The organism is Methylosinus trichosporium OB3b, from assembly GCF_002752655.1.
Classification (GTDB): Bacteria; Pseudomonadota; Alphaproteobacteria; order Rhizobiales; family Beijerinckiaceae; genus Methylosinus; species Methylosinus trichosporium.
The window spans coordinates 1,255,904-1,276,654 of record NZ_CP023737.1; the positions used below are offsets into that span (position 1 = coordinate 1,255,904).

Annotated in this window: 21 protein-coding genes; 8 read left to right on the forward strand and 13 right to left on the reverse strand. The window is 65.8% G+C overall.

Annotation, left to right across the window (positions count from 1 at the left end):
- Nucleotides 1–13 precede the first annotated feature (13 nt).
- From CQW49_RS05970 to CQW49_RS05980, 3 genes are read right to left on the reverse strand one after another with little or no spacing between them, the layout of a single operon-like run.
- On the reverse strand, nt 14–1,165 hold the full coding sequence (locus tag CQW49_RS05970; protein WP_003614589.1) for an ABC transporter permease: 1,152 nt from the start codon (nt 1,163–1,165) through the stop codon (nt 14–16).
- Nucleotides 1,162–2,088: an ABC transporter ATP-binding protein gene (locus tag CQW49_RS05975; RefSeq protein WP_003614587.1), complete on the reverse strand. Its 927-nt coding sequence runs from the start codon at nt 2,086–2,088 to the stop codon at nt 1,162–1,164. Before CQW49_RS05975 ends, CQW49_RS05970 begins: the two co-directional genes overlap by 4 nt.
- Nucleotides 2,085–3,083, reverse strand: a complete 999-nt coding sequence (locus CQW49_RS05980; RefSeq protein WP_003614585.1) for an HlyD family secretion protein — start codon at nt 3,081–3,083, stop codon at nt 2,085–2,087. The genes CQW49_RS05975 and CQW49_RS05980 overlap by 4 nt, the downstream gene beginning before the upstream one ends.
- Before the next feature lie 386 nt (nt 3,084–3,469).
- Here CQW49_RS05980 and CQW49_RS05985 point away from each other — a divergent pair, with 386 nt between their 5' ends.
- Nucleotides 3,470–5,146, forward strand: coding sequence for an electron transfer flavoprotein-ubiquinone oxidoreductase (locus tag CQW49_RS05985; protein ID WP_003613439.1), 1,677 nt, complete (start codon nt 3,470–3,472; stop codon nt 5,144–5,146).
- A gap of 39 nt (nt 5,147–5,185) precedes the next feature.
- On the opposite strand, the gene CQW49_RS05990 is transcribed toward CQW49_RS05985, so the two are convergent.
- Nucleotides 5,186–5,482 carry a hypothetical protein gene (locus CQW49_RS05990; RefSeq protein WP_003613438.1) on the reverse strand — a complete coding sequence of 99 codons (297 nt, stop codon included), beginning with the start codon at nt 5,480–5,482 and terminating at the stop codon, nt 5,186–5,188.
- 380 nt (nt 5,483–5,862) lie between these two features.
- Here CQW49_RS05990 and CQW49_RS05995 point away from each other — a divergent pair, with 380 nt between their 5' ends.
- On the forward strand, nt 5,863–6,243 hold the full coding sequence (locus tag CQW49_RS05995) for a hypothetical protein (RefSeq protein ID WP_003613437.1): 381 nt from the start codon (nt 5,863–5,865) through the stop codon (nt 6,241–6,243).
- Nucleotides 6,244–6,379: 136 nt separating this feature from the next.
- A complete protein-coding gene (locus CQW49_RS06000) occupies nt 6,380–6,967 on the forward strand; it encodes a DedA family protein (protein WP_003613436.1) in 588 nt (195 codons plus the stop codon).
- Here the strand turns inward: CQW49_RS06000 and CQW49_RS26035 are convergent.
- On the reverse strand, nt 6,964–7,554 hold the full coding sequence (locus CQW49_RS26035) for a methylated-DNA--[protein]-cysteine S-methyltransferase (RefSeq protein ID WP_003613435.1): 591 nt from the start codon (nt 7,552–7,554) through the stop codon (nt 6,964–6,966). The genes CQW49_RS06000 and CQW49_RS26035 overlap by 4 nt on opposite strands.
- A 115-nt stretch (nt 7,555–7,669) precedes the next feature.
- Here CQW49_RS26035 and CQW49_RS06010 point away from each other — a divergent pair, with 115 nt between their 5' ends.
- Nucleotides 7,670–9,103 carry a homospermidine synthase gene (locus tag CQW49_RS06010; RefSeq protein WP_003613434.1) on the forward strand — a complete coding sequence of 478 codons (1,434 nt, stop codon included), beginning with the start codon at nt 7,670–7,672 and terminating at the stop codon, nt 9,101–9,103.
- 164 nt (nt 9,104–9,267) lie between these two features.
- Here the strand turns inward: CQW49_RS06010 and CQW49_RS06015 are convergent, their stop codons facing one another.
- The 4 genes from CQW49_RS06015 to CQW49_RS06030 form a co-directional block, all read right to left on the reverse strand.
- Nucleotides 9,268–9,579 carry a hypothetical protein gene (locus CQW49_RS06015; RefSeq protein ID WP_003613432.1) on the reverse strand — a complete coding sequence of 104 codons (312 nt, stop codon included), beginning with the start codon at nt 9,577–9,579 and terminating at the stop codon, nt 9,268–9,270.
- Nucleotides 9,576–10,067, reverse strand: coding sequence for a glutathione peroxidase (locus tag CQW49_RS06020; RefSeq protein ID WP_003613431.1), 492 nt, complete (start codon nt 10,065–10,067; stop codon nt 9,576–9,578). Before CQW49_RS06020 ends, CQW49_RS06015 begins: the two co-directional genes overlap by 4 nt.
- Nucleotides 10,068–10,146: 79 nt before the next feature.
- Entirely contained in the window at nt 10,147–10,626 is a 480-nt protein-coding gene (locus CQW49_RS06025) for a glutathione peroxidase (protein ID WP_003613430.1), read from the reverse strand.
- A gap of 116 nt (nt 10,627–10,742) precedes the next feature.
- Nucleotides 10,743–12,227 carry a sigma-54-dependent transcriptional regulator gene (locus tag CQW49_RS06030; protein ID WP_003613429.1) on the reverse strand — a complete coding sequence of 495 codons (1,485 nt, stop codon included), beginning with the start codon at nt 12,225–12,227 and terminating at the stop codon, nt 10,743–10,745.
- Nucleotides 12,228–12,516: 289 nt separating this feature from the next.
- Between CQW49_RS06030 and CQW49_RS06035 the strand changes: the two genes are divergently transcribed.
- On the forward strand, nt 12,517–14,370 hold the full coding sequence (locus tag CQW49_RS06035; protein ID WP_003613428.1) for a M3 family oligoendopeptidase: 1,854 nt from the start codon (nt 12,517–12,519) through the stop codon (nt 14,368–14,370).
- A gap of 98 nt (nt 14,371–14,468) precedes the next feature.
- On the opposite strand, the gene CQW49_RS06040 is transcribed toward CQW49_RS06035, so the two are convergent.
- Nucleotides 14,469–15,194: a hypothetical protein gene (locus tag CQW49_RS06040; RefSeq protein ID WP_155931307.1), complete on the reverse strand. Its 726-nt coding sequence runs from the start codon at nt 15,192–15,194 to the stop codon at nt 14,469–14,471.
- A gap of 473 nt (nt 15,195–15,667) precedes the next feature.
- Between CQW49_RS06040 and CQW49_RS06045 the strand changes: the two genes are divergently transcribed.
- A complete protein-coding gene (locus CQW49_RS06045) occupies nt 15,668–16,525 on the forward strand; it encodes a manganese catalase family protein (protein ID WP_003613426.1) in 858 nt (285 codons plus the stop codon).
- Nucleotides 16,526–16,535: 10 nt separating this feature from the next.
- On the opposite strand, the gene CQW49_RS25050 is transcribed toward CQW49_RS06045, so the two are convergent.
- Nucleotides 16,536–16,832: a hypothetical protein gene (locus CQW49_RS25050; RefSeq protein ID WP_003613425.1), complete on the reverse strand. Its 297-nt coding sequence runs from the start codon at nt 16,830–16,832 to the stop codon at nt 16,536–16,538.
- 173 nt (nt 16,833–17,005) lie between these two features.
- On the opposite strand from CQW49_RS25050, the gene CQW49_RS06055 reads away from it, so the two are divergent.
- Both CQW49_RS06055 and CQW49_RS06060 read left to right on the forward strand, forming a co-directional pair.
- Complete coding sequence (locus tag CQW49_RS06055) at nt 17,006–17,575, forward strand: YciE/YciF ferroxidase family protein (protein WP_003613423.1); 570 nt, start codon at nt 17,006–17,008, stop codon at nt 17,573–17,575.
- A gap of 79 nt (nt 17,576–17,654) precedes the next feature.
- Complete coding sequence (locus CQW49_RS06060) at nt 17,655–18,344, forward strand: DUF4336 domain-containing protein (RefSeq protein ID WP_003613421.1); 690 nt, start codon at nt 17,655–17,657, stop codon at nt 18,342–18,344.
- Nucleotides 18,345–18,483: 139 nt separating this feature from the next.
- Here CQW49_RS06060 and CQW49_RS06065 read toward each other — a convergent pair whose 3' ends face one another.
- Complete coding sequence (locus CQW49_RS06065) at nt 18,484–19,329, reverse strand: C40 family peptidase (RefSeq protein WP_003613419.1); 846 nt, start codon at nt 19,327–19,329, stop codon at nt 18,484–18,486.
- Nucleotides 19,326–20,723, reverse strand: a complete 1,398-nt coding sequence (locus CQW49_RS06070) for a leucyl aminopeptidase family protein (protein WP_003613418.1) — start codon at nt 20,721–20,723, stop codon at nt 19,326–19,328. Before CQW49_RS06070 ends, CQW49_RS06065 begins: the two co-directional genes overlap by 4 nt.
- Between the last annotated feature and the right edge of the window lie 28 nt (nt 20,724–20,751).

Below are 20,751 nucleotides of genomic sequence, written 5' to 3' on the forward strand. Positions count from 1 at the left end.
TCTCGAAACAACGTCAGTCGAGCGTCTGGCGGAAGCGCAGAATGGCGAGGCCCATCGCCGCCAGCGTGAACAGGCCGAGCGCGAGCGTGTCGGCGGTGAGGTCGAAGAAGCCCGATCCCTTCAGCATGATCGAGCGCACGATTCGCAGATAATGGGTGAGCGGCAGCGCCTCGCCGACATATTGCGCCCACAGCGGCATGCCGCGGAACGGGAACAGGAAGCCCGACAGCAGCATGTTCGGCAGAAAGAAAAAGAAGGTCATCTGGATCGCCTGCAGCTGATTGACGGCGATCGTCGAGAATGTGTAGCCGACCGAGAGATTGGCGGTGATGAACAGCAGCGTCAGCGGACCGAGCAGCAGCAGCGAGCCGACGATCGGCACATGAAAGAGCAGCGTGGCGACGAGAAGGATGATCGCCATCTGCACGCCGCCGACGACGACATAAGGCGCGATCTTGCCCAGCATGATTTCGGTCGGGCGCACCGGCATGGCGAGCAGCGCCTCCATGGTGCCGCGCTCGATCTCGCGCGTCACCGACAGCGCCGTATAGATCAGCATCGTCATGGTGAGGATCGTGCCGATGAGCCCGGGCACGATGTTGCGCCGCGTCTCGCCGGCGGGGTTGTAGCGGCGATGCACGCGTAATTCATAAGGCGGCGGCCCCTGCGCCAGATGCGCGAGCGGCCCCGTCAGCTCGCGCGAGAGCGCGCTCGCCGCCGCGCCATTGACGGCGGCGACGGCGCCGGAGGTGGCGGTCGGATCGGTGGCGTCGGCGATGACGAGCAGAGGCGGATGCTCGCCGCGAACGAGGCGGCGGCCGAAATCCGGCGGGATGTCGACGACGAACTGCACCTTGTTGGAGAGGATCAGCCGATCGGCGTCGGCTTCATCCCTCGCCGCGGCGACGATGTCGAAGTAATCGGTGGCGCGCAGAGCGGCGACGAACGAGCGGGCGAGCGGCCCGTCGTCCTGCGCCAGCAGCGCCGTCGGCAGATGCTTGGGGTCGGCGTTGATGGCGTAGCCGAACAGCAGCAGCTGGATGAAGGGAATGCCGACGATCATCGCCAGCGTCACGCGATCGCGCCGCAGCTGAATCAGTTCCTTGACGAACATCGCATGGATGCGCACGAGCGCCGCGCGCAGGTCGGACGACGCGAATCTCATCGCCGCCCCTTCTCGACATGCGTCATCAGATCGATGAACACATCCTCGAGCGACGGCTCGTCGCGAACCCAGCTCTGCGCCCCGCCCGCGCAGCCGCGCGCGATCTCGGCGAGGCGCTCCGCATCGCGGCCGGCGACATGCAGCGCCATGCCGAAAGGCGCCACCATGTCGACGCCCTCCGTCGCGCGGAGCCGCGCCGCCAAGGCGCCGAGCCCCTCGCCGGTGACGACATAAGTCGACAAGCCCGAGCGGGCGATGATCTCGGCCGTCGTTCCCTGCGCCAGCAGACGCCCATCGGCGATATAGGCGATCTCATGGCAGCGCTCGGCCTCGTCCATGTAATGGGTGGAGACCAGCACCGTCAGCCCCTCGCCGGCGAGCCGGTGGATCTCGTCCCAGAAATCGCGGCGCGCCTTGGGGTCGACGCCGGCGGTGGGCTCGTCGAGCAGCAGCAGCTCGGGGGCGGGCAATATGCAGGCGGCGAGCGCGAGGCGCTGCTTCCAGCCGCCGGAGAGCTCGCCGGCGAGCTGCTCGGCGCGGCCCGAGAGACCGCAGCGCGAGATCGCCGCATCCGCGGCGGCGGCCGGGGCGTCGAGGCCGTAGATGCGGGCGACGAACTCCAAATTCTCGCGGATCGAGAGATCGGCATAGAGCGAGAAGCGCTGCGTCATATAGCCGACCTTGCGCTTGATCGCATTCTGCTGCGTGCGGATGTCGTAGCCGAGGCAGGAGCCGTGTCCAGAGTCCGGCGTCAGCAGGCCGCAGATCATGCGGATCGTCGTCGTCTTGCCGCTGCCATTGGGCCCGAGAAAGCCGTGGATGCGGCCGCGCTCGACTCGCATCGAGAGATTGTCGACGACCTTGCGGCCATTGAAGCTCTTGGTCAGCCCCTCGGCCACTATGGCGATGTTCGGCGCGCTCACGGCGCCGCATCCTCTGGCACACCACCCCCCGAGAGCCGCGCCGTGATCGGCAGGCCGAGCGGCAGATCCAGCGCCGCGCCCTCGAGCCTCGCCTCGATCTTGAAGACGAGCTTGGCCCGCTCCTCGTCGCTGAAGATCACCGGCGGCGTGAATTCCTCCCGCGCGGAAATGAAGGAGATGCGGCCGAAGAGGCCGGCCTCGCAGCCGTCGCAGGAAATCTCCACCCTGCCCCCGAGCTTTACGCGCGCGAGTCGCGACTGCGGCGCGTAGAAGCGAATCTTGCGATTTGCGGGCGGCAGCAGCGACAGGATGGGCTGGCCGGCGTTCGCCATCTCGCCGACGCGGAAGAAGACGTCCTGCACCACGCCGGCGGCCGGCGCGGCCACTGTCTGGCGGGCGATGCGCGTCGCGATCTGATCGATCTGGGCGCGCGCCATGCCGATAGCCGCCTCGGCGGCGTCGATCTCCTGATTGCGGCTCGGCATGCGGGCGGCGTCCACCTGCCGCTCGGCCTCGACGAGCGCGGCCTTGTCGCGGCCCTGCGCCATGGCGGCCTGGTCGAGCGCCGCCTTGGGCGCGTGGCCATGCGAGAAGAGAATGCGCTTGCGCTCATATTCGGCCGCGGAGAGATCGAGCCCGGCGCGGGCGCGTTCGACCGCGGCCTGCAGAACGGCGACCTGCTGCGGCCGGTTCATGGCCGCGCGCCGGTTGTCGAGCTGCGCGCGCATCTCCACGAGGCGCGCTTCGGCCTCCGCCCGCTGCTGGTCGAGAACGGGCGTCGCCATCGTGAACAGCGGATCGCCCGCCGCGACGGCGCGGCCGGCCTCGATATGCAGCGCCGCGATGCGCTCGCCCTCGACCGGGCCGATATAGAGGAGGTCGCCCTCGACATAGCCGAGGAAGCCAGCGCGCTGTTCGGCGTCATGGGAGCGAAAGCCCCAAATGGCCGCCGCAGCGAGAACGAGCAGCGCGAGGGACGGGAGCCAGCGGTTCATGTGCTGCGCCATTCGAGCAAGAAGGGCGCGGCCTTCTGCCGCGCGCGGGAGAAGGCGGCCCCGCGAAGCGGGGTCGGATGAGGGTCCGTCCGCTCCAGCCCCATTACTCCAAACTCACCCGAACACGCAGCGCACCGGCCCGAAAGCCCTCATCCGACCCTCGCTGACGCGAGGGCCGCCTTCTGCCGCCTCGCGGGAGAAGGTGAGAACGTCGAGAGGCTCGCTCTCCATGCCGGATCCCTTAAGTCCCGGCCACAGCATGGTCAACGCCCGGCCGGGCGGGCGCAGAGGCCAAAAATCGGGCGTCGAATCGTCGCGGAAGGGGTTTTCTCTTTCGCCAAAACGTGAAATCGCTCTCGTTCGAAATTTCGCTCCAGGGAAAGACGATGGCCGAAACTGAAGAACTCCCCCCGCGCGAAGCCATGGATTACGACGTCGTGGTGGTCGGCGCCGGCCCGGCCGGCCTCGCCGCCGCCATAAGGCTGAAGCAGATCGCGCCGGACCTCTCCGTCGTCGTCATCGAGAAGGGCTCGGAGCCCGGCGCGCATATTCTCTCCGGCGCGGTGATCGATCCGATCGGCCTAGACCGGCTGCTGCCGGATTGGCGCGAGGACCCCGAGCGGCCGTTGAAGACGCAGGTCCACGACGATCAGTTCTATCTGCTCGGCGAAAAGAGCGGCTTTCGCATCCCCAACGCGCTGATGCCCAAGCTCATGAGCAATCACGGCAATTTCGTCGGCTCGCTGGGCAATGTGGTGCGCTGGCTCGCCGCCCGCGCGGAAGGCCTCGGCGTCGAGATCTATCCGGGCTTCGCCGGCGCGGAGCTGCTTTATGGCGACAATGGCGAGGTGCTGGGCGTCGCGACGGGCGATATGGGCGTCGGCCGCGACGGTCATCCGAAGGACAGCTTCACCCGCGGCATGGAGCTGAGGGGCAAATACACGCTGATCGCCGAGGGCGCGCGCGGCTCGCTGGCCAAGCAGCTCATCGGCAAATTCGGCCTCTCCGACGGGCGCGAGCCGCAGAAATTCGGCATCGGCCTCAAGGAGCTGTGGCGGATCGACAAGGCCAAGCACCGTCCCGGCCTTGTGCAGCACTCCTTCGGCTGGCCGCTCGCCTCGGACACGGGCGGCGGCTCCTTCCTCTATCATTTCGAGGAAGATTATGTGTCGATCGGCTTCGTCGTGCATTTGAACTATTCGAATCCGACGCTCTCTCCCTTCGACGAGTTCCAGCGCTTCAAGACGCATCCCATGATCGCGCCGACGCTGGAAGGGGGAACGCGGATCTCTTATGGCGCGCGGGCGCTGACCGAGGGCGGCTGGCAGAGCGTGCCCAAGCTCGTCTTCCCGGGCGGCGCGCTCATCGGCTGCGCCGCCGGCTTCATGAATGTCCCGCGCATAAAGGGCTCGCACAACGCCGTGCTGTCGGGAATGCTCGCCGCCGAGCATGTGGCGCAGGCGATCGAGACGGGCCGCGCCCATGACGTCGTCGATGCTTATGAGGAGGCGTGGCGCGGCTCGGATATCGGCCGCGATCTGAAGCCGGTCCGCAACGTCAAGCCGCTGTGGTCGAAATTCGGCACCTATGTCGGCGCGCCTTTGTTCGGCTTCGACATGTGGACCAACGAGCTCTTCGGCGCCTCGCTGTTCGGCACGCTGAAGCACGGCAAGCCGGACCATGCGAGCCTGAAGCCGCTGAAGGAGGTTTCGCCGCTCTCCTATCCGAAGCTCGCGAGCAAGGCCGCCTTCGACAAGCTTTCCTCGGTGTTCGTCTCCAACACCAATCATGAGGAGGACCAGCCGGTCCATCTGAAGCTCGCCGACCCTTCGATTCCGATCGAGACGAACCTGCCGATCTATGGCGAGCCGGCGCGGCTCTATTGTCCGGCGGGCGTCTATGAGGTCGTCTATGCCGAGGAGGCGACGAAGAGCGATCCGCGCTTCGTCATCAACGCGCAGAATTGCGTGCACTGCAAGACCTGCGACATCAAGGACCCGGCGCAGAACATCACCTGGGTCCCGCCGGAGGGCGGCGGCGGACCCAATTATCCGAATATGTGACGCGCCGCGGCGGGGCCCCGCCCCGCCGCCCTGTCGCGATCAGTAATAGTAACGGCGGCGGCGCCAGCGGCGCGGACCCCAGAAATAGCGACGACGCCAATAGGGACGCGGACCCCAATAGGGACGCCCCCAATAACGGCGTCGATAGCCCCATTGAGCTTTTTCGATCTTCGCCTGCTCGAGGTCGGCCGGAGTCGCCACGGCGACATCCGGGTCGGGCGCCGCGGACGGCGCCGGCGCCGGCAGCGTGGTCAGCGCCAGCGCGTCCGACGAAGCGGCGACAGCCGCCGCGCCTGCGCCGGCGATCATGAATTTCAAGAATGCGCGTCTTTCCATGAATGCATCCTCTCCGACCTTGCGTTCGGGACGTCGCGGCCGGAGCCGCGCGCCGACCCTCCGATGATACGCCGCGAAGCGACGTTCAGATAACAGCGTCGCCGAAGTTTGGTTCATCGCCGGCAACCTTTTTTTTGCTGATGCGTTTAACCTCCGTCCGGGACTGAAGCCCGGGGGTGAAGGAAGGCGTTTTTCCGGCGGCTTATCGCCACGTTCGCGCCTTTAGCGGCGTCTAGTCCAGCTAAAGGCTGCGGGCGAGATGGTCCAGCTCTTGCGTAAGCACGGCAGCTGACCCGCCAACCGCCGCAGATTGCGGGATTTCTTTCATGCCCCGGCATGTTCGATGGCCGCTGGTTCGTTCGGGATTCGGAGAGAAGGCCATGCTCGTCACCGATCTGATCCACTCGTGTTCGAACGACAAGGTCGCTCAGGCCGCGACCTTCTGCATCGGCGGCGCCTTCGCGGAGAGGGTGCGCGCCGCGGCGCGGGAGAATGGCGTCAGCGAGGGCCGGTTCGTGGCGGTGATCATGCGCGATTTCGCTCTGCGCGCCGATGATCGGACGAGAGCCGAGCTCGCGCGTGAGGTCTCGGGCTGCGACCAGCCGATTCTGCACGGTCTTCGGCATGTGGTCGAGGCCGCGCTCGAGGACGGCGCGCTGTTCTCGGAGCAGGGAGAGGAAAGCACGCCCGTGTTTCGGCGCGGCGGACTCTCCTGCGAGGCGATCGCGCGTCTCGGGCAGGCGCGGGTCTCGGCTTTCTGACGCGACGTCTTCCGCCTCGACTTGCACGAGACAGGCTCGCGCGCGATGCTGGCGCTCGCGCCACTGCAGAGGATGGCTCGAGCTGATCGACGAAGCGCAAATTGTCGCGATCCTGACGACCTACGGCTATTGGGCCGTGTTCGTCGTCGTGGCGCTGGAGAGCGCCGGCGTCCCCCTGCCCGGCGAGACCATGCTGGTCGGCGCCGCGATCTACGCCGGCCACTCCGGCAATGTGCGCATCGACCTCATCATATTGGCGGCCGCCGCCGGAGCGATCATCGGCGACAACATCGGCTTCTGGATCGGCCGCGAGTTCGGCGTCAATCTGCTGATGCGCTATGGCGGCCATGTCGGCGTCGGTCCGCCGCAATTGCGGCTCGGCCAATATCTCTTCATGCGCTGGGGCGGCGCGATCGTCTTCTTCGGCCGCTTCGTCGCTCTGCTGCGCATCCTCGCCGCCGTGCTGGCCGGCGCCAACCACTTCGATCCCCTAAAATTCCTGTTCTACAACGCCGCCGGCGGCATTTGCTGGTCGCTGCTGTTCGGCCTCGGCGGATATGTGTTCGGCGTCGCCATCAACCGCATCGCCGGGCCCATCGGCTGGATCGGCCTCGCCGGCGCCGTCATCGGCGTCGTGGCGCTGTGGCGCTATTGGAAGATCAACGAGGAGCGGCTGATGAAAGAGGCCGAGGCGCATTTCGCCCGGCCCGAGCGGCGAGGTTAGCGCCGGGCTCGCTCTTCTCCACCGGGCGCGCGCTCGAAGGCCAGCATCGCTCGCTTGCGCGCGAGCCCCCAATGATAGCCGGTGAGCGCGCCCCCGGCGCCGACCACCCGATGGCAGGGCACGACGAAGGCGATCGGATTGCGCCCGACCGCGCCGCCGACGGCGCGCGCCGCGCTCGGACGACCGAGACGGCGTGCGATCTCGCCATAGGTCGCGGTGGCGCCGGGCGCGATGTCGAGTAGAAGCCGCCACACGGCGAGGTCGAAGGGCGAGCCCATGGGCGCGAGCGGCGGCCGATCGGTCCGCCATCCGGCCGGATCGAAAACGCGCCGCGCGAGCGGCGCCGTCGCAGCATCGTCGGCGACGAAACGCGCCTTCGTCCAGCGCCGGTGGAAGTCGTCCAACGCCGTCTCCCGCTCGCCGTCGACGAAGCCGAGGCCGACGAGCCCATGCTCCCCGGCGATCAGCAGCGCCTCGCCGAAGGGCGAGGGATGAAAGCCAAAGCCCAATTCGAGCGACGCCGCCGGAGCGGCGATGGCCGCGCGCCGGTCGGCGATGATCTCGCTCTGGTCCAAGACGATGGTCATGTCTGGCTCCTCTGCCTGTCATCTACTCATTCACGCGACTTTCCGGGCTTGATTATGTCTGCCGCTCTTGCTGTAACGCAGCGCACAAATTCTCGAGAACCCGGAGAGTGACGAAATGACAGAATGGCCCGTCCACGCCAAGATCACCGGCCCGATCGTGCTGATCGGCTTCGGCTCCATCGGACGGGGCATCTTGCCGCTCATCGAGCGCCATTTCGACTATGACAAGAGCCGCTTCACCGTCATAGACCCTGTCGATACGCACCGGGAGATGCTGGATATTCGCGGCATCGCCTTCCAGCAGGCCGCCCTCACCCGGGACAATTATCGCGAGGTGCTCACGCCTCTGCTCACCAAGGGCGAGGGCCAGGGCTTCGTCGTCAATCTCTCGGTCGACACCTCCTCGCTCGACATTATGAAGCTCGCCCGCGAGCTGAACTGCCTCTATGTCGACACGGTGGTCGAGCCCTGGACCGGCTTTTATTTCGATTCGAAGCTCGGGACCGAGGCGCGCACCAATTATGCGCTGCGCGAGACCGTGCTGGAAGAGCGCCGCCGCAATCCGGGCGGGCCGACCGCCGTCTCCTGCTGCGGCGCCAATCCGGGCATGGTGTCCTGGTTCGTGAAGCAGGCGCTGCTCAACATCGCCGCCGATGTCGGCCTTCAGGTCGAGGAGCCGAAGACCCGCGCCGATTGGGGCCATCTCGCGGCCAAGCTCGGCGTCAAGGGCATCCATATCGCCGAGCGCGACACGCAGCGCGCCAAGGAGCCCAAGCCCCTCGACGTCTTCGTGAACACCTGGTCGGTGGAGGGCTTCGTCTCCGAGGGCCAGCAGCCGGCCGAGCTCGGCTGGGGAACGCATGAGAAATGGCTGCCGGAGATCGCCGGCGCGCATTCCGCCGGCTGCGGCGCCGCGATCTATCTGAAGTCGCCGGGCGCCAACACGCGCGTGCGCTCCTGGACGCCGACGCCGGGCCCGCAATATGGCTTCCTCGTCACCCACAACGAGTCGATCTCGATCGCCGATTTTCTGACCGTGCGCGACCCTTCGGGCGCGGTCGTGTATCGGCCGACCTGCCATTACGCCTATCATCCGGCCAATGACGCGGTGCTGTCGCTGCACGAGATGTTCGGCGCCGCCGGCAAGATGCAGTCGAGCTGGACGATTCTCGACGAGAACGAGATCGTCGACGGCATCGACGAATTGGGCGTGCTGCTCTACGGCCACGCCAAGAACGCCTATTGGTATGGCTCGCGCCTCTCGATCGAGGAGACGCGCGAGCTCGCGCCCTATCAGAACGCCACCGGCCTGCAGGTGAGCTCGGCGGCGCTCGCCGGCATGGTGTGGGCGCTCGAGAATCCGACCGCCGGCATCGTCGAGGCGGACGAGGTCGATTTCCGCCGCTGCCTCGAGGTGCAGACCCCCTATCTCGGCCCGGTCGAAGGCTTCTACACCGATTGGACGCCGCTCGAGGGTCGCCCCGGCCTCTTCGCCGAGGACCTCGACCTCGAGGATCCCTGGCAGTTCAAGAATATTCTGGTGCGGTGATTTCCTCTCCCCCGCTTTGCGACGCGAGGCGGGGGAGGCAGATGGCGTGATTCAGCCGATTCGTCGGGGCTAAAAGAGCGAGCCTGAAGGCTCGCTCTCGAGACCCATCGAATTCGATGAAGCGGACCGCCACTTCTCGCGGGACGGCGCCATCCGTCGCGCGCTCATCCCAAATATTTCGGCAGCTCGCGCTCGAACTCGGGAAAATACAGCGAGATCACGCTGACGTCGAAACGGCCGAGGATCTGCTCCTTCGGCTCACGGTCGAGCAGGAAGCGAAAGGCGGCGTCGAGGCATTGCTCCGCGTCGAACACGCCGCCGCCGAGCTTTTGCGCCAGCTCGCGCGAGATGGTCACGCGATGGTGCGTCTCGCTTTTCGCCTCGCGCACGACGACATCGAAGGCGACCGCCCGGGCGCCGCCGTCGCCACGGCGCGCGATCTCGACGCAAGGGTCGCTCGAGGAGGGGCCGCTCATGCGCGCGCCGCCAATGCCGCCTCTATGTCGGCAGTGAGCGAAGCCGGCGTCGCGAAGGGCGCATAGCGCCGAACCGGCGTCCCTGCGCGATCGACGAGAAATTTGGTGAAGTTCCATTTGATCGCCGCGGAGCCCAGGAGGCCGGGCGCGGTCTTCTTCAGAAAGCGAAAGAGCGGATGCGCGGCCGCGCCATTGACCTCGATCTTGGCGAACAGCGGAAAGGTCACGTTATAGGTCGCCGAGCAGAACTGCGCGATCTCGGCCTCGGCCGCCGGCTCCTGGCCGGCGAATTGATTGCAGGGGAAGCCGAGCACGACCAGCCCCTTTTCGCGAAGCGCGCGCCACAGCGCCTCGAGCCCGGCATATTGCGGCGTGAAGCCGCATTTGCCGGCGACATTGACGATCAGCAGGACCTTGCCGGCGTATTCGGCGAGCGAGCGCGTCGCTCCATCGATCGCCCGAGCCTCGAAATCATAAACCGACGTCATGACGGCGCGCCTCTTGAAAAAAGATCGCGGCGGCGAGGCTGAGCCTCGCCGCACGTCGACTCTGCGCCGTCCGCAGCGGTCACGCCGAGAGCAGCGCGTGAATATCGGGCTCCATCGAACGCGGCGTGTTGGTCGCCTCGAAGCGCTTCACCACATTGCCGCTGCGGTCGATGAGGAATTTGGTGAAATTCCATTTCACGTCGTCCGACGAAGCAGGATCCTTCTCCTTCAACAGACGATAGAGCGGATGGGCGTTTTCGCCATTCACCTCGATCTTGCTGAACAGCGGGAAAGTGACGACGAAGCGGGTGGAGCAGAAGGTCTTGATCTCCTCATCCGTGCCCGGCTCCTGATTGCTGAACTGGTTGCACGGGAAGCCGAGGATGACGAAGCCCTTGTCCTTGTTCTCGTTCCAGACCGCCTCGAGACCCGTATATTGCAGGGTGAATCCGCAGCGGCTCGCGACATTGACGATAAGGATCACCTTGCCGGCGTATTCGGCGAGAGTCTTGGTCTCGCCATCGATGGTCTTCACCGGGATATCAAAAAGTTCGGCCATTGCCTCAGGACCTTTCGGACAGTTTCGCGAAGCGCCCCTCTGCGCCCGCGGCTGGCCCCAGAATGGCGACGAGGGCGGCGCCGGGCAAGCTGCAACCCGCCTAAAATTGCATCATTTTACGCCGCGTCGACGCTCTGATCCTCAGCGTCGCCGAGGCCATATTCCTTCATCTTGCGGTAGAGGGTGGAGCGGCCGATGCCGAGCCGCCGCGCGATCTCCGACATCTGCCCGCGATAATGGACGAGCGCGAATTTGATCACCTCGGCCTCGATGTCCTCGAGCCGCCGCATCTCGCCGTGCTGACCGAGCAGCGACATCACATTGGGATCGCGAATCTCGACGCGCACGATCTCGCGCTCGGGCGCGGAGGCGGCGGGCGCCGGCGCCGGCAGCGGCGGCAGGCGCACCGAGAAGCCTTCCACATGAGCCGCGATCTGCGGGAACTCGTTGACCGTCAGCTCGTCGCCGTCGGCCAGCACCACGGCGCGGAACACGGCGTTCTCGAGCTGGCGCACATTGCCGGGCCAGTCATAGCTGGACAGCAGGCTGATCGTCTCATGGGTGACGCCGCGCAGCTTCTTGCCCTCCTCCGCGGCAAAGCGCGTGGCGAAACGCCGGGCGAGATCGCCGATATCGTCGCGGCGCGCGCGCAGCGGCGGAATGGTGATCGGGAAGACGTTGAGGCGGTAGAAGAGATCCTCGCGAAACTGGCCGCGCTTGACCAATTCGATCAGATTCTGATTGGTCGCCGAGATGAGGCGGATGTCGACGCGCACCGGACGCTTGGCGCCGACGGGGTCGATCTCCCCCTCCTGCAGCGCCCGCAGCAGCTTCACCTGCGTCTCGAGCGGCAATTCGCCGATCTCGTCGAGGAACAGCGTGCCGCCATTGGCCTCGAGGAACTTGCCGGCGTGCTTCTCGGTCGCGCCGGTGAAGGCGCCCTTCTCGTGGCCGAACAGGATGGATTCGACGAGATTAGCCGGCAGCGCGCCGCAGTTCACGGTGACGAACGGCTTGCCGCGCCGGTCGGAGCCGCCCTGAATGGCGCGGGCGACGATCTCCTTGCCGACGCCCGATTCGCCCTCGATCAGCACCGGAATGCCCGAGCGGGCGGCGCGGTCGCCGAGGCGGATGACGCGTGTCATCTCCTCGCTGCGCGAGACGAGGTCCTTGAAGGTCAGGGAGCCTTGGGTGCGACGGTTGATGCGGCGCAATTCGCCGGCGAGAGCGTCGGCGCAGAGCGCGTTCTTGATCGAGATCTGCAGACGCTCGGCGCCGACCGGCTTCACCACGAAATCATTGGCGCCGGCGCGCATCGCCGAGATCACCGTCTCGATCGAGCCATTGGCGGTCTGCACGATGACGGGAATGGCGATCTTGAGGTCGCGCATGCGCGTCAGCACGCCCATGCCGTCGAGATCGGGCATGACCAGATCGAGAATCAGGAGATCGACGGGCGGCGCGCCCGTCCGCGTCAGCCGCGCCAGCGCCTGCTCGCCGCCCTCCGCCGTCTCGGCGTCATAGCCGAACCGCCGCACCGCGGCCTCGAGAAGCCTGCGCTGAACGGGATCGTCATCGGCGATGAGTATCGTGGAAGACATTGACCCTCTTGAATTTTTATCGCCTTCGGCAGGCGCGAGACGCGGCTGCGGCGTCCGCCCGCCTGGAGACGCGAGCCGACGCAGCTTTCGGCCCATGCTCTTGGATCAGGGTAAAGGCGTCGTTAACATCATCGCCGCGGCTCGCACAGGCTCGAAAAAGCCGCGACGCCCGCAGCGCCTCGCCGACGATGCGGGAGGCCGAACGCATCCGGCCGGGCTTGCAATTTTCTCCGTTCGGACCCGATATTCGGATAAACCCTTCCCATACTCAACTCCTTAGGTTCGCGCCATGTCGCAAAGCTCAGCCTTCGCCGCCGATATCGTCCGGGACGCCGCCGAGGCGCACGCTCCCGCCCCCGGCGGCGGCGGACTTCCCGAATGGAACCTCGCCGATCTCTATCCGGCGATGGACAGTCCCGCGCTCACAGCCGATCTCGCGACGGCCGAGCGCGACGCGGCGAGCTTCGCCGCCGACTATCGCGGCCGCTTGCAAGCGCTCGCCGAAGGCGCTGCGGCGAATGAGACGCTCGGCGAGGCGGTCGCCCGCTATGAGGCGCTACAGGAGCTTCTCGGCCGCATCATGTCCTATGCCGGCCTCGTCTACAGCGGCGACACCAGCGACCCCGCGCGCGCCAAATTTTATGGCGATATGCAGGGCAAGATCACGGACATTTCGACGCAGCTGCTGTTCTTCCAGCTCGAGCTCAATCGTCTCGACGACGCCCTGCTCGACGCGGCCGCGGAAAAAGCGCCGCTGTCGCGCTGGCGTCCCTGGCTCGAGGACATTCGCAAGGAGAAGCCCTATGAGCTCTCCGACGAGCTTGAGCGTCTCTTCCACGAGAAGTCGATGACCGGCCGCGCGGCCTGGAACCGCCTGTTCGACGAGACCATCGCCTCATTGCGCTTCCAAGTCGGCGGCAAGGAGCTGACGCTCGAGCCCGCGCTCAATCTGATGCAGGACACGAGCGAAGATATTCGGCGCGAGGCGGCGCTCGCAGTGGGCGCGACGCTGAAGGCCAATCTGCGCACCTTCGCGCTGGTGACCAACACACTGGCGAAAGACAAAGAGATTTCCGACCGCTGGCGCGGCTTTCACGACGTCGCCGACGCGCGCCATCTCTCCAATCGCGTCGAGCCCGAGGTGGTGGAGGCGCTGGTCGCGAGCGTCGTCGCCGCGCATCCGAAGCTCTCGCATCGCTATTACAAGCTGAAGGCCAAATGGTTCGGCAAGGAGGCGCTCGACTATTGGGACCGCAACGCGCCGCTGCCGCAGGTTCCGAGCCATGTCTATGCATGGGACGAGGCGCGCGACATCGTGCTCTCGGCCTATTCGCGCTTCGCGCCGCGCATGGCGGAGATCGCCTCGCGCTTCTTCGAGCGCAATTGGATCGACGCGCCGGTGCGGCCCGGCAAGGCGCCGGGCGCCTTCGCCCATCCGACCGTGCCCTCCGTGCATCCTTATGTGCTGGTCAATTTCCAGGGCAAGACGCGCGATGTGATGACGCTGGCGCATGAGCTCGGCCATGGCGTGCATCAGGTGCTCGCCGGCGCGCAGGGCGCGCTGATGGCGCCGACGCCGCTGACGCTGGCCGAGACCGCCTCGGTGTTCGGCGAGATGCTGACATTCCGCGCCCTGCTCGCCGGAACCAGCGATCCGGAGAAGAAGCGCGCGCTGCTCGCCGCCAAGGTGGAGGACATGCTGAACACGGTGGTTCGGCAGATCGCCTTCTACAGCTTCGAGCGCAAGGTCCACATCGCCCGCAAGGAGGGCGAGCTGACCGCCGAGAAGCTGTGCGAATTATGGATGAGCGTGCAGGCCGACAGCCTCGGGCCGTCGATCCGGCTCAGCGACGGATACGAGTCCTTCTGGGCCTATATCCCGCACTTCGTGCATTCGCCCTTCTATGTCTACGCCTACGCCTTCGGCGATTGCCTCGTGAATTCGCTCTATGGCGTCTATCAGAAGGCCGAGACGGGCTTCGCCGAGCGCTATTTCGCGCTGCTCGAGGCGGGCGGCGCCAAGCCCTATGGCGAGCTTCTGGCGCCCTTCGGCCTCGATGCGCGCGATCCCGCCTTCTGGGGCATCGGCCTCGAGATGATCGAGGGGTTGATCGCCGAGCTGGAGGCGATGGAGCCGGGGTGAGCCGGCCGCTCTCGCGGTCCGACAGCCTTTAAAGAGCGAGCCTGAAGGCTCGCTCTTGCTCGCGACCTCCATCGATTTCGACGAACCAATCCATTCGACTAAGCTTGGCGACCCCAGCGCTTCAGCCAAGCTTGCACAGCGTTCTCATCCCGCGGCGCCGCCTCATTCGCCGGGACCGCAGCGGCCGGCTCGCCGACGAGCGCCAGCGCCTCGACCGCCGGCGCCGGAGCGCTCGCCTTGGCCGCCAACGCCAGCTTGTGAGCGTGCCGTCTCGCGACGATATGCTTGTATCGCGGCACGAAATCTTGCAGCCGGTCTTGCCAGAGCGGCAGGGTCATATCGTTGCGCGCATGATGATCTGTTTTTCTCGGCCGAATGAACTCTTTGCGAATTAAATAATTTTCATCCACCATGTCGTTGTCGATGCGATGAAACGACACTTTCTCCTCATTGCTGAACCAATCGGCGACGATGTCGTTGAACCTCTTCGCGCGCCGGCATCTTTCGACATGGCTGCAATCGATCTTATAGACCTCGCGTTTGAAATCCTCCTCCGGCACGCGCGCCAGCGCCGCCGTGGCGGAGCCGAACACGTCGTCGTCCAGCGTCGTGACCTGCGGGCCGAGAATGCAGACATGAGTGATGAAGGGCTCGGCCATCATCAGCAGGCCGTCGGCGAAGGCGCGATAGATCATCGCCCTTTCGGTGAAGAACTCCGTCTCGTCGAACGCGCCGCGCGTCGCGACGTCACGATAGAAAGTCACATCCATATCGACCTGTCCGAGCATGATGAAAACGGTCTTCTGCACCGGAATCATCGACATCGTTCGGATCGCGCGGCTATGCCCGACTTTGGACTTGTCGCGCCGCAGTCCTTTCATAGTCGCGCCGGAAAATGAAACATGCGCCCAGGTTCCTGGATTGTCGGATTGAAACTGTCGCGAGTGAGAGTCGCCAAAAAACATCATCATCATGTTCGCATCTACCCACTTTCGACATGGCGCGAGATCATGGCTGACGCCACCATACGATGGCGACTACGCTCGCAACCTGTATCTTAGTATAAAATCAGCCTGTCAAGCCAACGCCCGAGAGCCGCGGGTGCGCCAGAGCCGCCGGCCCGAATCCGTTGAAACGACGGTCCGAAAAGCGATTGCTGAGGCAAGGCTCGTCTTCGAGATATTTTGCCGGCGCTTGGAACCAGCCCCGACATTTATGGTTATCTGGGCTCTCAATGCGAACGCCGACAAGGCCGGGCGGTCGCTTCGGCGCGTGGGATCGCGACAGGAGACGCGTCATGTTCATGCACAATAAGAAGCTGCAATATACGGTCCGCGTATCGGAGGCGAATCCGGTGCTCGCGAGCCTGATGCTGGAGCAGTTCGGCGGACCGCAGGGCGAATTGGCGGCGGCGATGCGCTATTTCACCCAGGCCCTCGCGGAAGAGGACCCGGGCCGCAAGGACATGCTCTTGGACATAGCGACCGAGGAGCTCTCGCATCTCGAGATCATCGGCAGCATCGTCGCCATGCTCAATCGCGGCGTGAAAGGCGAGCTCGCCGAAGCGAGCCTCTCGGAGGCCGATCTCTATCGCTCGCTGACGCAGGGCGGCGACAGCCATACGCAGGCGCTGCTCTATGGCGGCGGACCGGCGCTCACCAATTCGTCGGGCGCGCCATGGACCGCGGCCTATATCGACACGATCGGCGATCCCGCTTGCGATCTGCGCTCGAACATCGCCGCGGAGTCACGCGCCAAGATCATCTATGAGCGCCTCATCAACGTCACCGAGGATCCCGGCGTCAAGGACACGCTGTCCTTCCTCATGACGCGCGAGATCGCGCATCAAAAATCCTTCGAGAAGGCGCTCTACTCGATCGAGCAGAATTTCCCGCCCGGCAAGCTCGCGGGCAAGCGTCAATTCGCCGATCTCTATGTCAACGCCTCGCAGGGAAACGGAGACAGCGACGGTCCCTGGAATTCGGGCGGCGAATGGAAGCGCCTCGACGATGTCGTCGGGCAAATCCCGCTCGACGGCGGCGCCGGCTCGGCCACTGTGAAGCTGACGGAGGAGGAGGCGCGCGATCTCAGCACCTTCATGCAGCGCCTCGAGTCGCGCGTCGACGAACAGGCGACTCCCGCAAAGCGCCATTGATCGCCCACGCTCAGCGCGTCGCGATCAGCAGCAGCAGGCTGGCGATCGCGACGACGGCGAACAGCACGACGGCGAGCGTGCGGCCCGCGAGGAGACGCGTATCGCTCTGCTGCATGTAGCGCGCGCGATTCTCATGAGCGGCGGCGAGAGCGCGCTGCTCGGCCGTCGGCGGCGCGCCTCCCGCTTCGTCATCCGTGCCGAGCGGCGCCGCAGTGGGATCGGGCGCCGCAACCTTATCTGCGGCGAGGCCGTGATCGATGTCGATACGTAGCCGATCGCTGGTGGGAGGTCGATCCTTGTCGTCCATGGACGTCTCCTGCTCGCTCGCTCGACCTCAGAATTGGAGGCTCGCGGCGATGCGGCAAGATCGCGGCGCGCGGCGCGGCCATTTAATGCGACGAAAGCGGGAACTGTCGTTCCGCTCGACCATTGTGGCGAGGTCGCTCTTTCGAGCGGACGGCAAAAGGAGAGGAGATATCCATGCCGATCGAAACGACACAGCAGCTCCTGGTACATGAGCTCCAGAGCATTCAGGATGCGGAAACGCTGGCGGCGAAGGCCATTCAGGCGCAGCTGGAGGAAATCGAGGACGACGATCTCAGCAATCTGCTCGAACGTCGTTTGAAGGCCGGCGAGCAGGTGATGCGCGACATTCGCAAGTCGCTGCAAAAGCTCGACGGCAAAGGCCGCGTGGAAAACAAGGCGGCGCGCGGCCTGATCGAGGAATGCGAGGAGACGGCCGAAGAGGTTTCTTCTCAGGAGATGAAAGACGCCGTGATCATCGCCGGCGCGCAGAAGCTCGAGCATTATTGCATCGCGGCCTGGGGCACGGTGAAGGCGATCGCCGGCGAGCTGCGAGAGGAGGAACTGGCGAAGGCGATGCAGCATGCGCTCGACGAGGGCCATCGCTGGGACGAGGAAATGTCGGAGCTGGCCGAAGGCGCGATCAACCCCGCCGCCATGAAGAGCGAAGAAGGACAGCAGGACAAAGCGACGAAAAAGCCGAAGGGCAAGAGCGAAACGACGCGCGGCTCCGCCAAGAAGCATTGAGGCCGCCTCGATCAGCGTCTCGAAATGTGCTAATTCTCAGCCCCGAGGGAGCGAGCCTTCGCTCCCTCGGGAGATGTCGATGCTCGAGCATTTTGGCGAAGACATTTGGATTGCGAATGGACCGACAGTGAAGGTCGCCGGATTTCATTATCCGACGCGAATGGCGGTCATCAGATTATCCAATGGCGATCTCTTCATCTGGTCGCCGATCGCGCTGTCGGGCGAGCTGCGCAGAGAAGTCGACGCCCTCGGCGCGACGCGTCACGTGATCGCCCCCAATGCGCTGCACCATTTGTTTCTCGACGATTGGCGACGCGCCTACCCCGACGCCGCGCTCTATGCGCCGCCGGGACTGCGCGAGAAGCGCAGCGATATCCAATTCCACGCCGATCTCCCGAACAGCTCGCCCGCATGGGCGGACGAAATCGAGCATGTCGCGGTGACGGGAAATCTCATCACGACCGAAATCGTGTTCTTTCATCGCAGGAGCGGCGCCACGCTCTTCACAGATTTGATCCAGCATTTTCCGCCCGACGCCTTCGCAGGCTGGCGCGCCATCGTCGCGCGGCTCGATCTCATGACCGGCCCCGAGCCATCGGTCCCGCGCAAATTCCGCGTCGCCATGATCGACCGCCGCGCCGCGCGCCATTCTCTCGAGCACATTCTCGCTTGGCCGACAGAAAAACTATTGATGGCCCATGGCGAGCCGATCGAAAAAGACGGACGAGCCTTCTTGTTGCGCGCGTTCCGCTGGCTCACAGGGCCATAATGGCCTGCTTCATCGAAATTGATAGGCCTCGAGAAAGAGCGAGCCTGAAGGCTCGCGGTCCAGGGCCGCGCTTGGACCGCGAGCCTTCAGGCTCGCTCTTTCCAACCCTGTCAAATGGGCTGAATCACACCAATAGCCCTCACCCCAATCGCTTCACGCTCGTCACCGGCGCGCCGCTCGCCAGAATGCGCGCGCGCGCCGGCGCGAAGGGCTCGCTCGCGACCTGCATGTAATGCGCATTGGCGTGCAGCAACGTCTCCGCATCGCGCATCACGCCCACATGCCCCTTCCAGAAGATCAGGTCGCCGCGCTGCAGCGGCGCGCCTTCGGGCAACGCTTCGCCCAGCGCCTTCTCCTGCAGATCTGTGTCGCGCGGCGCCTCGATCCCGGCGAAGGCGAGCGAGGTCTGCACGAGGCCGGAGCAGTCGATCCCGAGCCAGGATTTGCCGCCCCAGAGATAGGGCGCGCCGATCAGCATTTCGGCGAAGGCGACGAAATCGGCGAAGCGCTGTTCGCGCGGCGCGAGATGCGTGGAATAGATGAAGCCGCCGTCCGCGGCGACGAGAAAGCGATCGCGCTCGCTGACGATCTCGATCCCTGCGCCGAGCGGCAGAGCGAGCAGCGGCGGGTCCTTTATATCCGGCCGCGGAAACACGAAGGTGCGGGGAACGCGCACACGATGAGTCGGGCGTTCGATGCGGCTCCAGAGCAGATTGGCGGGCAGCCAGCCGACATAGGAGTCGCGCTCGAGCTGCGCCCAGGCCCAGCCCTCCTCCTCGTCATAGACCGTGACGATCTCGCCATAGAGCGCCTGCGTGTCGAGTCGCGCATCGGGGCGCGGCTCCTTCTTCACATCGGCGACGCCCTCCTTCACCTGCATGCGCCGCCCTTCGACGAAGCGCGCCGCCTGCACGCGCCCCTGAAGATGGCTCGCCGCGAGATCGGGGCGCGCCGGCGTCAGGCGCTTGTCGAATATGTCGCTCAATTCTTCTTCGCGCTCCAGCGTGCAGCGCGCTCCTCGATGAGATCGAAAAGCAGCCGCGCCGTTTGAATCTCGGCGCCCTCCGGCCGGCCGGGCTTGGCCGAGGCGTTCCAGGCGAAGAGATCGAAATGCGCCCAGCGCTCCGGCGCCGCAACGAAGCGCCGCAGGAACAAGGCTGCGGTGATCGAGCCGGCATGCGGCCCGCTCGACACATTGACGAGATCGGACGCCTTGCCGTCGAGCAGGGATTCATATGGCTCCCACAGCGGCAGGCGCCAGACCGGATCGCCGAGCTTGCGGCCATGCGCCTCGATCTCCTGCGCCAGCGCGTCGTCGCCCGTGTAGAGCGCCGGCAGATCGGGCCCGAGCGCCACGCGCGCGGCGCCCGTCAGAGTCGCGAAGTCGATCAAGAGATCGGGCGCCTCCTCGCTCGCCAGCGCCAGCGCGTCGGCGAGGACGAGCCGTCCCTCGGCGTCGGTGTTGCCGATCTCGACCGAGAGGCCCTTACGGCTCGGATAAATGTCGCCCGGGCGCATGGCGTTCGCCGAGATCGCATTCTCGACGATCGGCAGCAGCACGCGCAGCCGCAGCGGCGTCCTCGCGCCCATCAGCATATCGGCGAGAGCGAGCGCCGTCGCGGCGCCGCCCATGTCCTTCTTCATCAGCAGCATGGCGCTGCCCGGCTTGATGTCGAGGCCGCCGCTGTCGAAGCACACGCCCTTGCCGACCAGCGTCACCTTGCGCGCAGTCTCGGGACCGAAAGTAATGTCCACGAGTCGCGGCGGCTCGGCGGCGGCGCGGCCGACGGCGTGGATCAGCGGGAAATTCTCGGCGAGCAGAGCGTCGCCGACGATGACGCGCGCCTGCGCTCCATGCCTCGCCGCGAGCTGCAGCGCCGCTTCGGTGAGCGCCGCGGGGCAAAGGTCGTTGGCGGGCGTGTTGACGAGATCGCGGCCGAGGTAGATCGCCGCGGCGATGCGCTCGATGCGGGCGCGATCCGCCTCTTTCGGCGCGCAGAGGCGCGGCGGCTCGCTCTTGCGCTCGCGATAGCGAGTGAAGGAATAGGCCGAGAGCAGAAAGGCGAGCGCGGCCGCTTGCGGGTCGTCGACGCCGTCGCGAAGACGATAGAGCCCCGCCGGCAGCAGGCTCGCCAGCTTGCCGGGCAGGAAGGGATCGCGATGACGCGCGCTCGGCGCCTCGACGCCGAAGAGGACCAGCGCCGGCGCCCCGTCCGGCCCGGGCGCGAGGAGATGCGCGCCGGCCTTGCCGTCGAAGCCGCAGGCTTTTGCGAAGGCGGCGATCGGCGGGGGCAGCATCTCGGCGTGGATCGGCCAGCTCTCCTTGTCGATGAAATCGATCGGCGTGGCTTCGTCGGTCCAGTCTTGCAGCCGGCTCATGACATCGTCTCTCCTCGGGCGGCGGCCC

Bases quoted from the DNA above. Each gene is read 5' to 3' on its own strand.
- CQW49_RS05990 (WP_003613438.1), bottom strand. From the start codon at position 5,482: ATGGAAAGACGCGCATTCTTGAAATTCATGATCGCCGGCGCAGGCGCG.
- CQW49_RS06035 (WP_003613428.1), top strand. From the start codon at position 12,517: ATGTCGCAAAGCTCAGCCTTCGCCGCCGATATCGTCCGGGACGCCGCC.
- CQW49_RS05985 (WP_003613439.1), top strand. From the start codon at position 3,470: ATGGCCGAAACTGAAGAACTCCCCCCGCGCGAAGCCATGGATTACGAC.
- CQW49_RS05995 (WP_003613437.1), top strand. From the start codon at position 5,863: ATGCTCGTCACCGATCTGATCCACTCGTGTTCGAACGACAAGGTCGCT.
- CQW49_RS06015 (WP_003613432.1), bottom strand. From the start codon at position 9,579: ATGAGCGGCCCCTCCTCGAGCGACCCTTGCGTCGAGATCGCGCGCCGT.
- CQW49_RS06020 (WP_003613431.1), bottom strand. From the start codon at position 10,067: ATGACGTCGGTTTATGATTTCGAGGCTCGGGCGATCGATGGAGCGACG.
- CQW49_RS06040 (WP_155931307.1), bottom strand. From the start codon at position 15,194: ATGTCGATGATTCCGGTGCAGAAGACCGTTTTCATCATGCTCGGACAG.
- CQW49_RS06025 (WP_003613430.1), bottom strand. From the start codon at position 10,626: ATGGCCGAACTTTTTGATATCCCGGTGAAGACCATCGATGGCGAGACC.
- CQW49_RS26035 (WP_003613435.1), bottom strand. From the start codon at position 7,554: ATGACCATCGTCTTGGACCAGAGCGAGATCATCGCCGACCGGCGCGCG.
- CQW49_RS05980 (WP_003614585.1), bottom strand. From the start codon at position 3,083: ATGAACCGCTGGCTCCCGTCCCTCGCGCTGCTCGTTCTCGCTGCGGCG.
- CQW49_RS25050 (WP_003613425.1), bottom strand. From the start codon at position 16,832: ATGGACGACAAGGATCGACCTCCCACCAGCGATCGGCTACGTATCGAC.
- CQW49_RS06060 (WP_003613421.1), top strand. From the start codon at position 17,655: ATGCTCGAGCATTTTGGCGAAGACATTTGGATTGCGAATGGACCGACA.
- CQW49_RS06070 (WP_003613418.1), bottom strand. From the start codon at position 20,723: ATGAGCCGGCTGCAAGACTGGACCGACGAAGCCACGCCGATCGATTTC.
- CQW49_RS06045 (WP_003613426.1), top strand. From the start codon at position 15,668: ATGTTCATGCACAATAAGAAGCTGCAATATACGGTCCGCGTATCGGAG.
- CQW49_RS05970 (WP_003614589.1), bottom strand. From the start codon at position 1,165: ATGAGATTCGCGTCGTCCGACCTGCGCGCGGCGCTCGTGCGCATCCAT.
- CQW49_RS06055 (WP_003613423.1), top strand. From the start codon at position 17,006: ATGCCGATCGAAACGACACAGCAGCTCCTGGTACATGAGCTCCAGAGC.
- CQW49_RS06030 (WP_003613429.1), bottom strand. From the start codon at position 12,227: ATGTCTTCCACGATACTCATCGCCGATGACGATCCCGTTCAGCGCAGG.
- CQW49_RS06010 (WP_003613434.1), top strand. From the start codon at position 7,670: ATGACAGAATGGCCCGTCCACGCCAAGATCACCGGCCCGATCGTGCTG.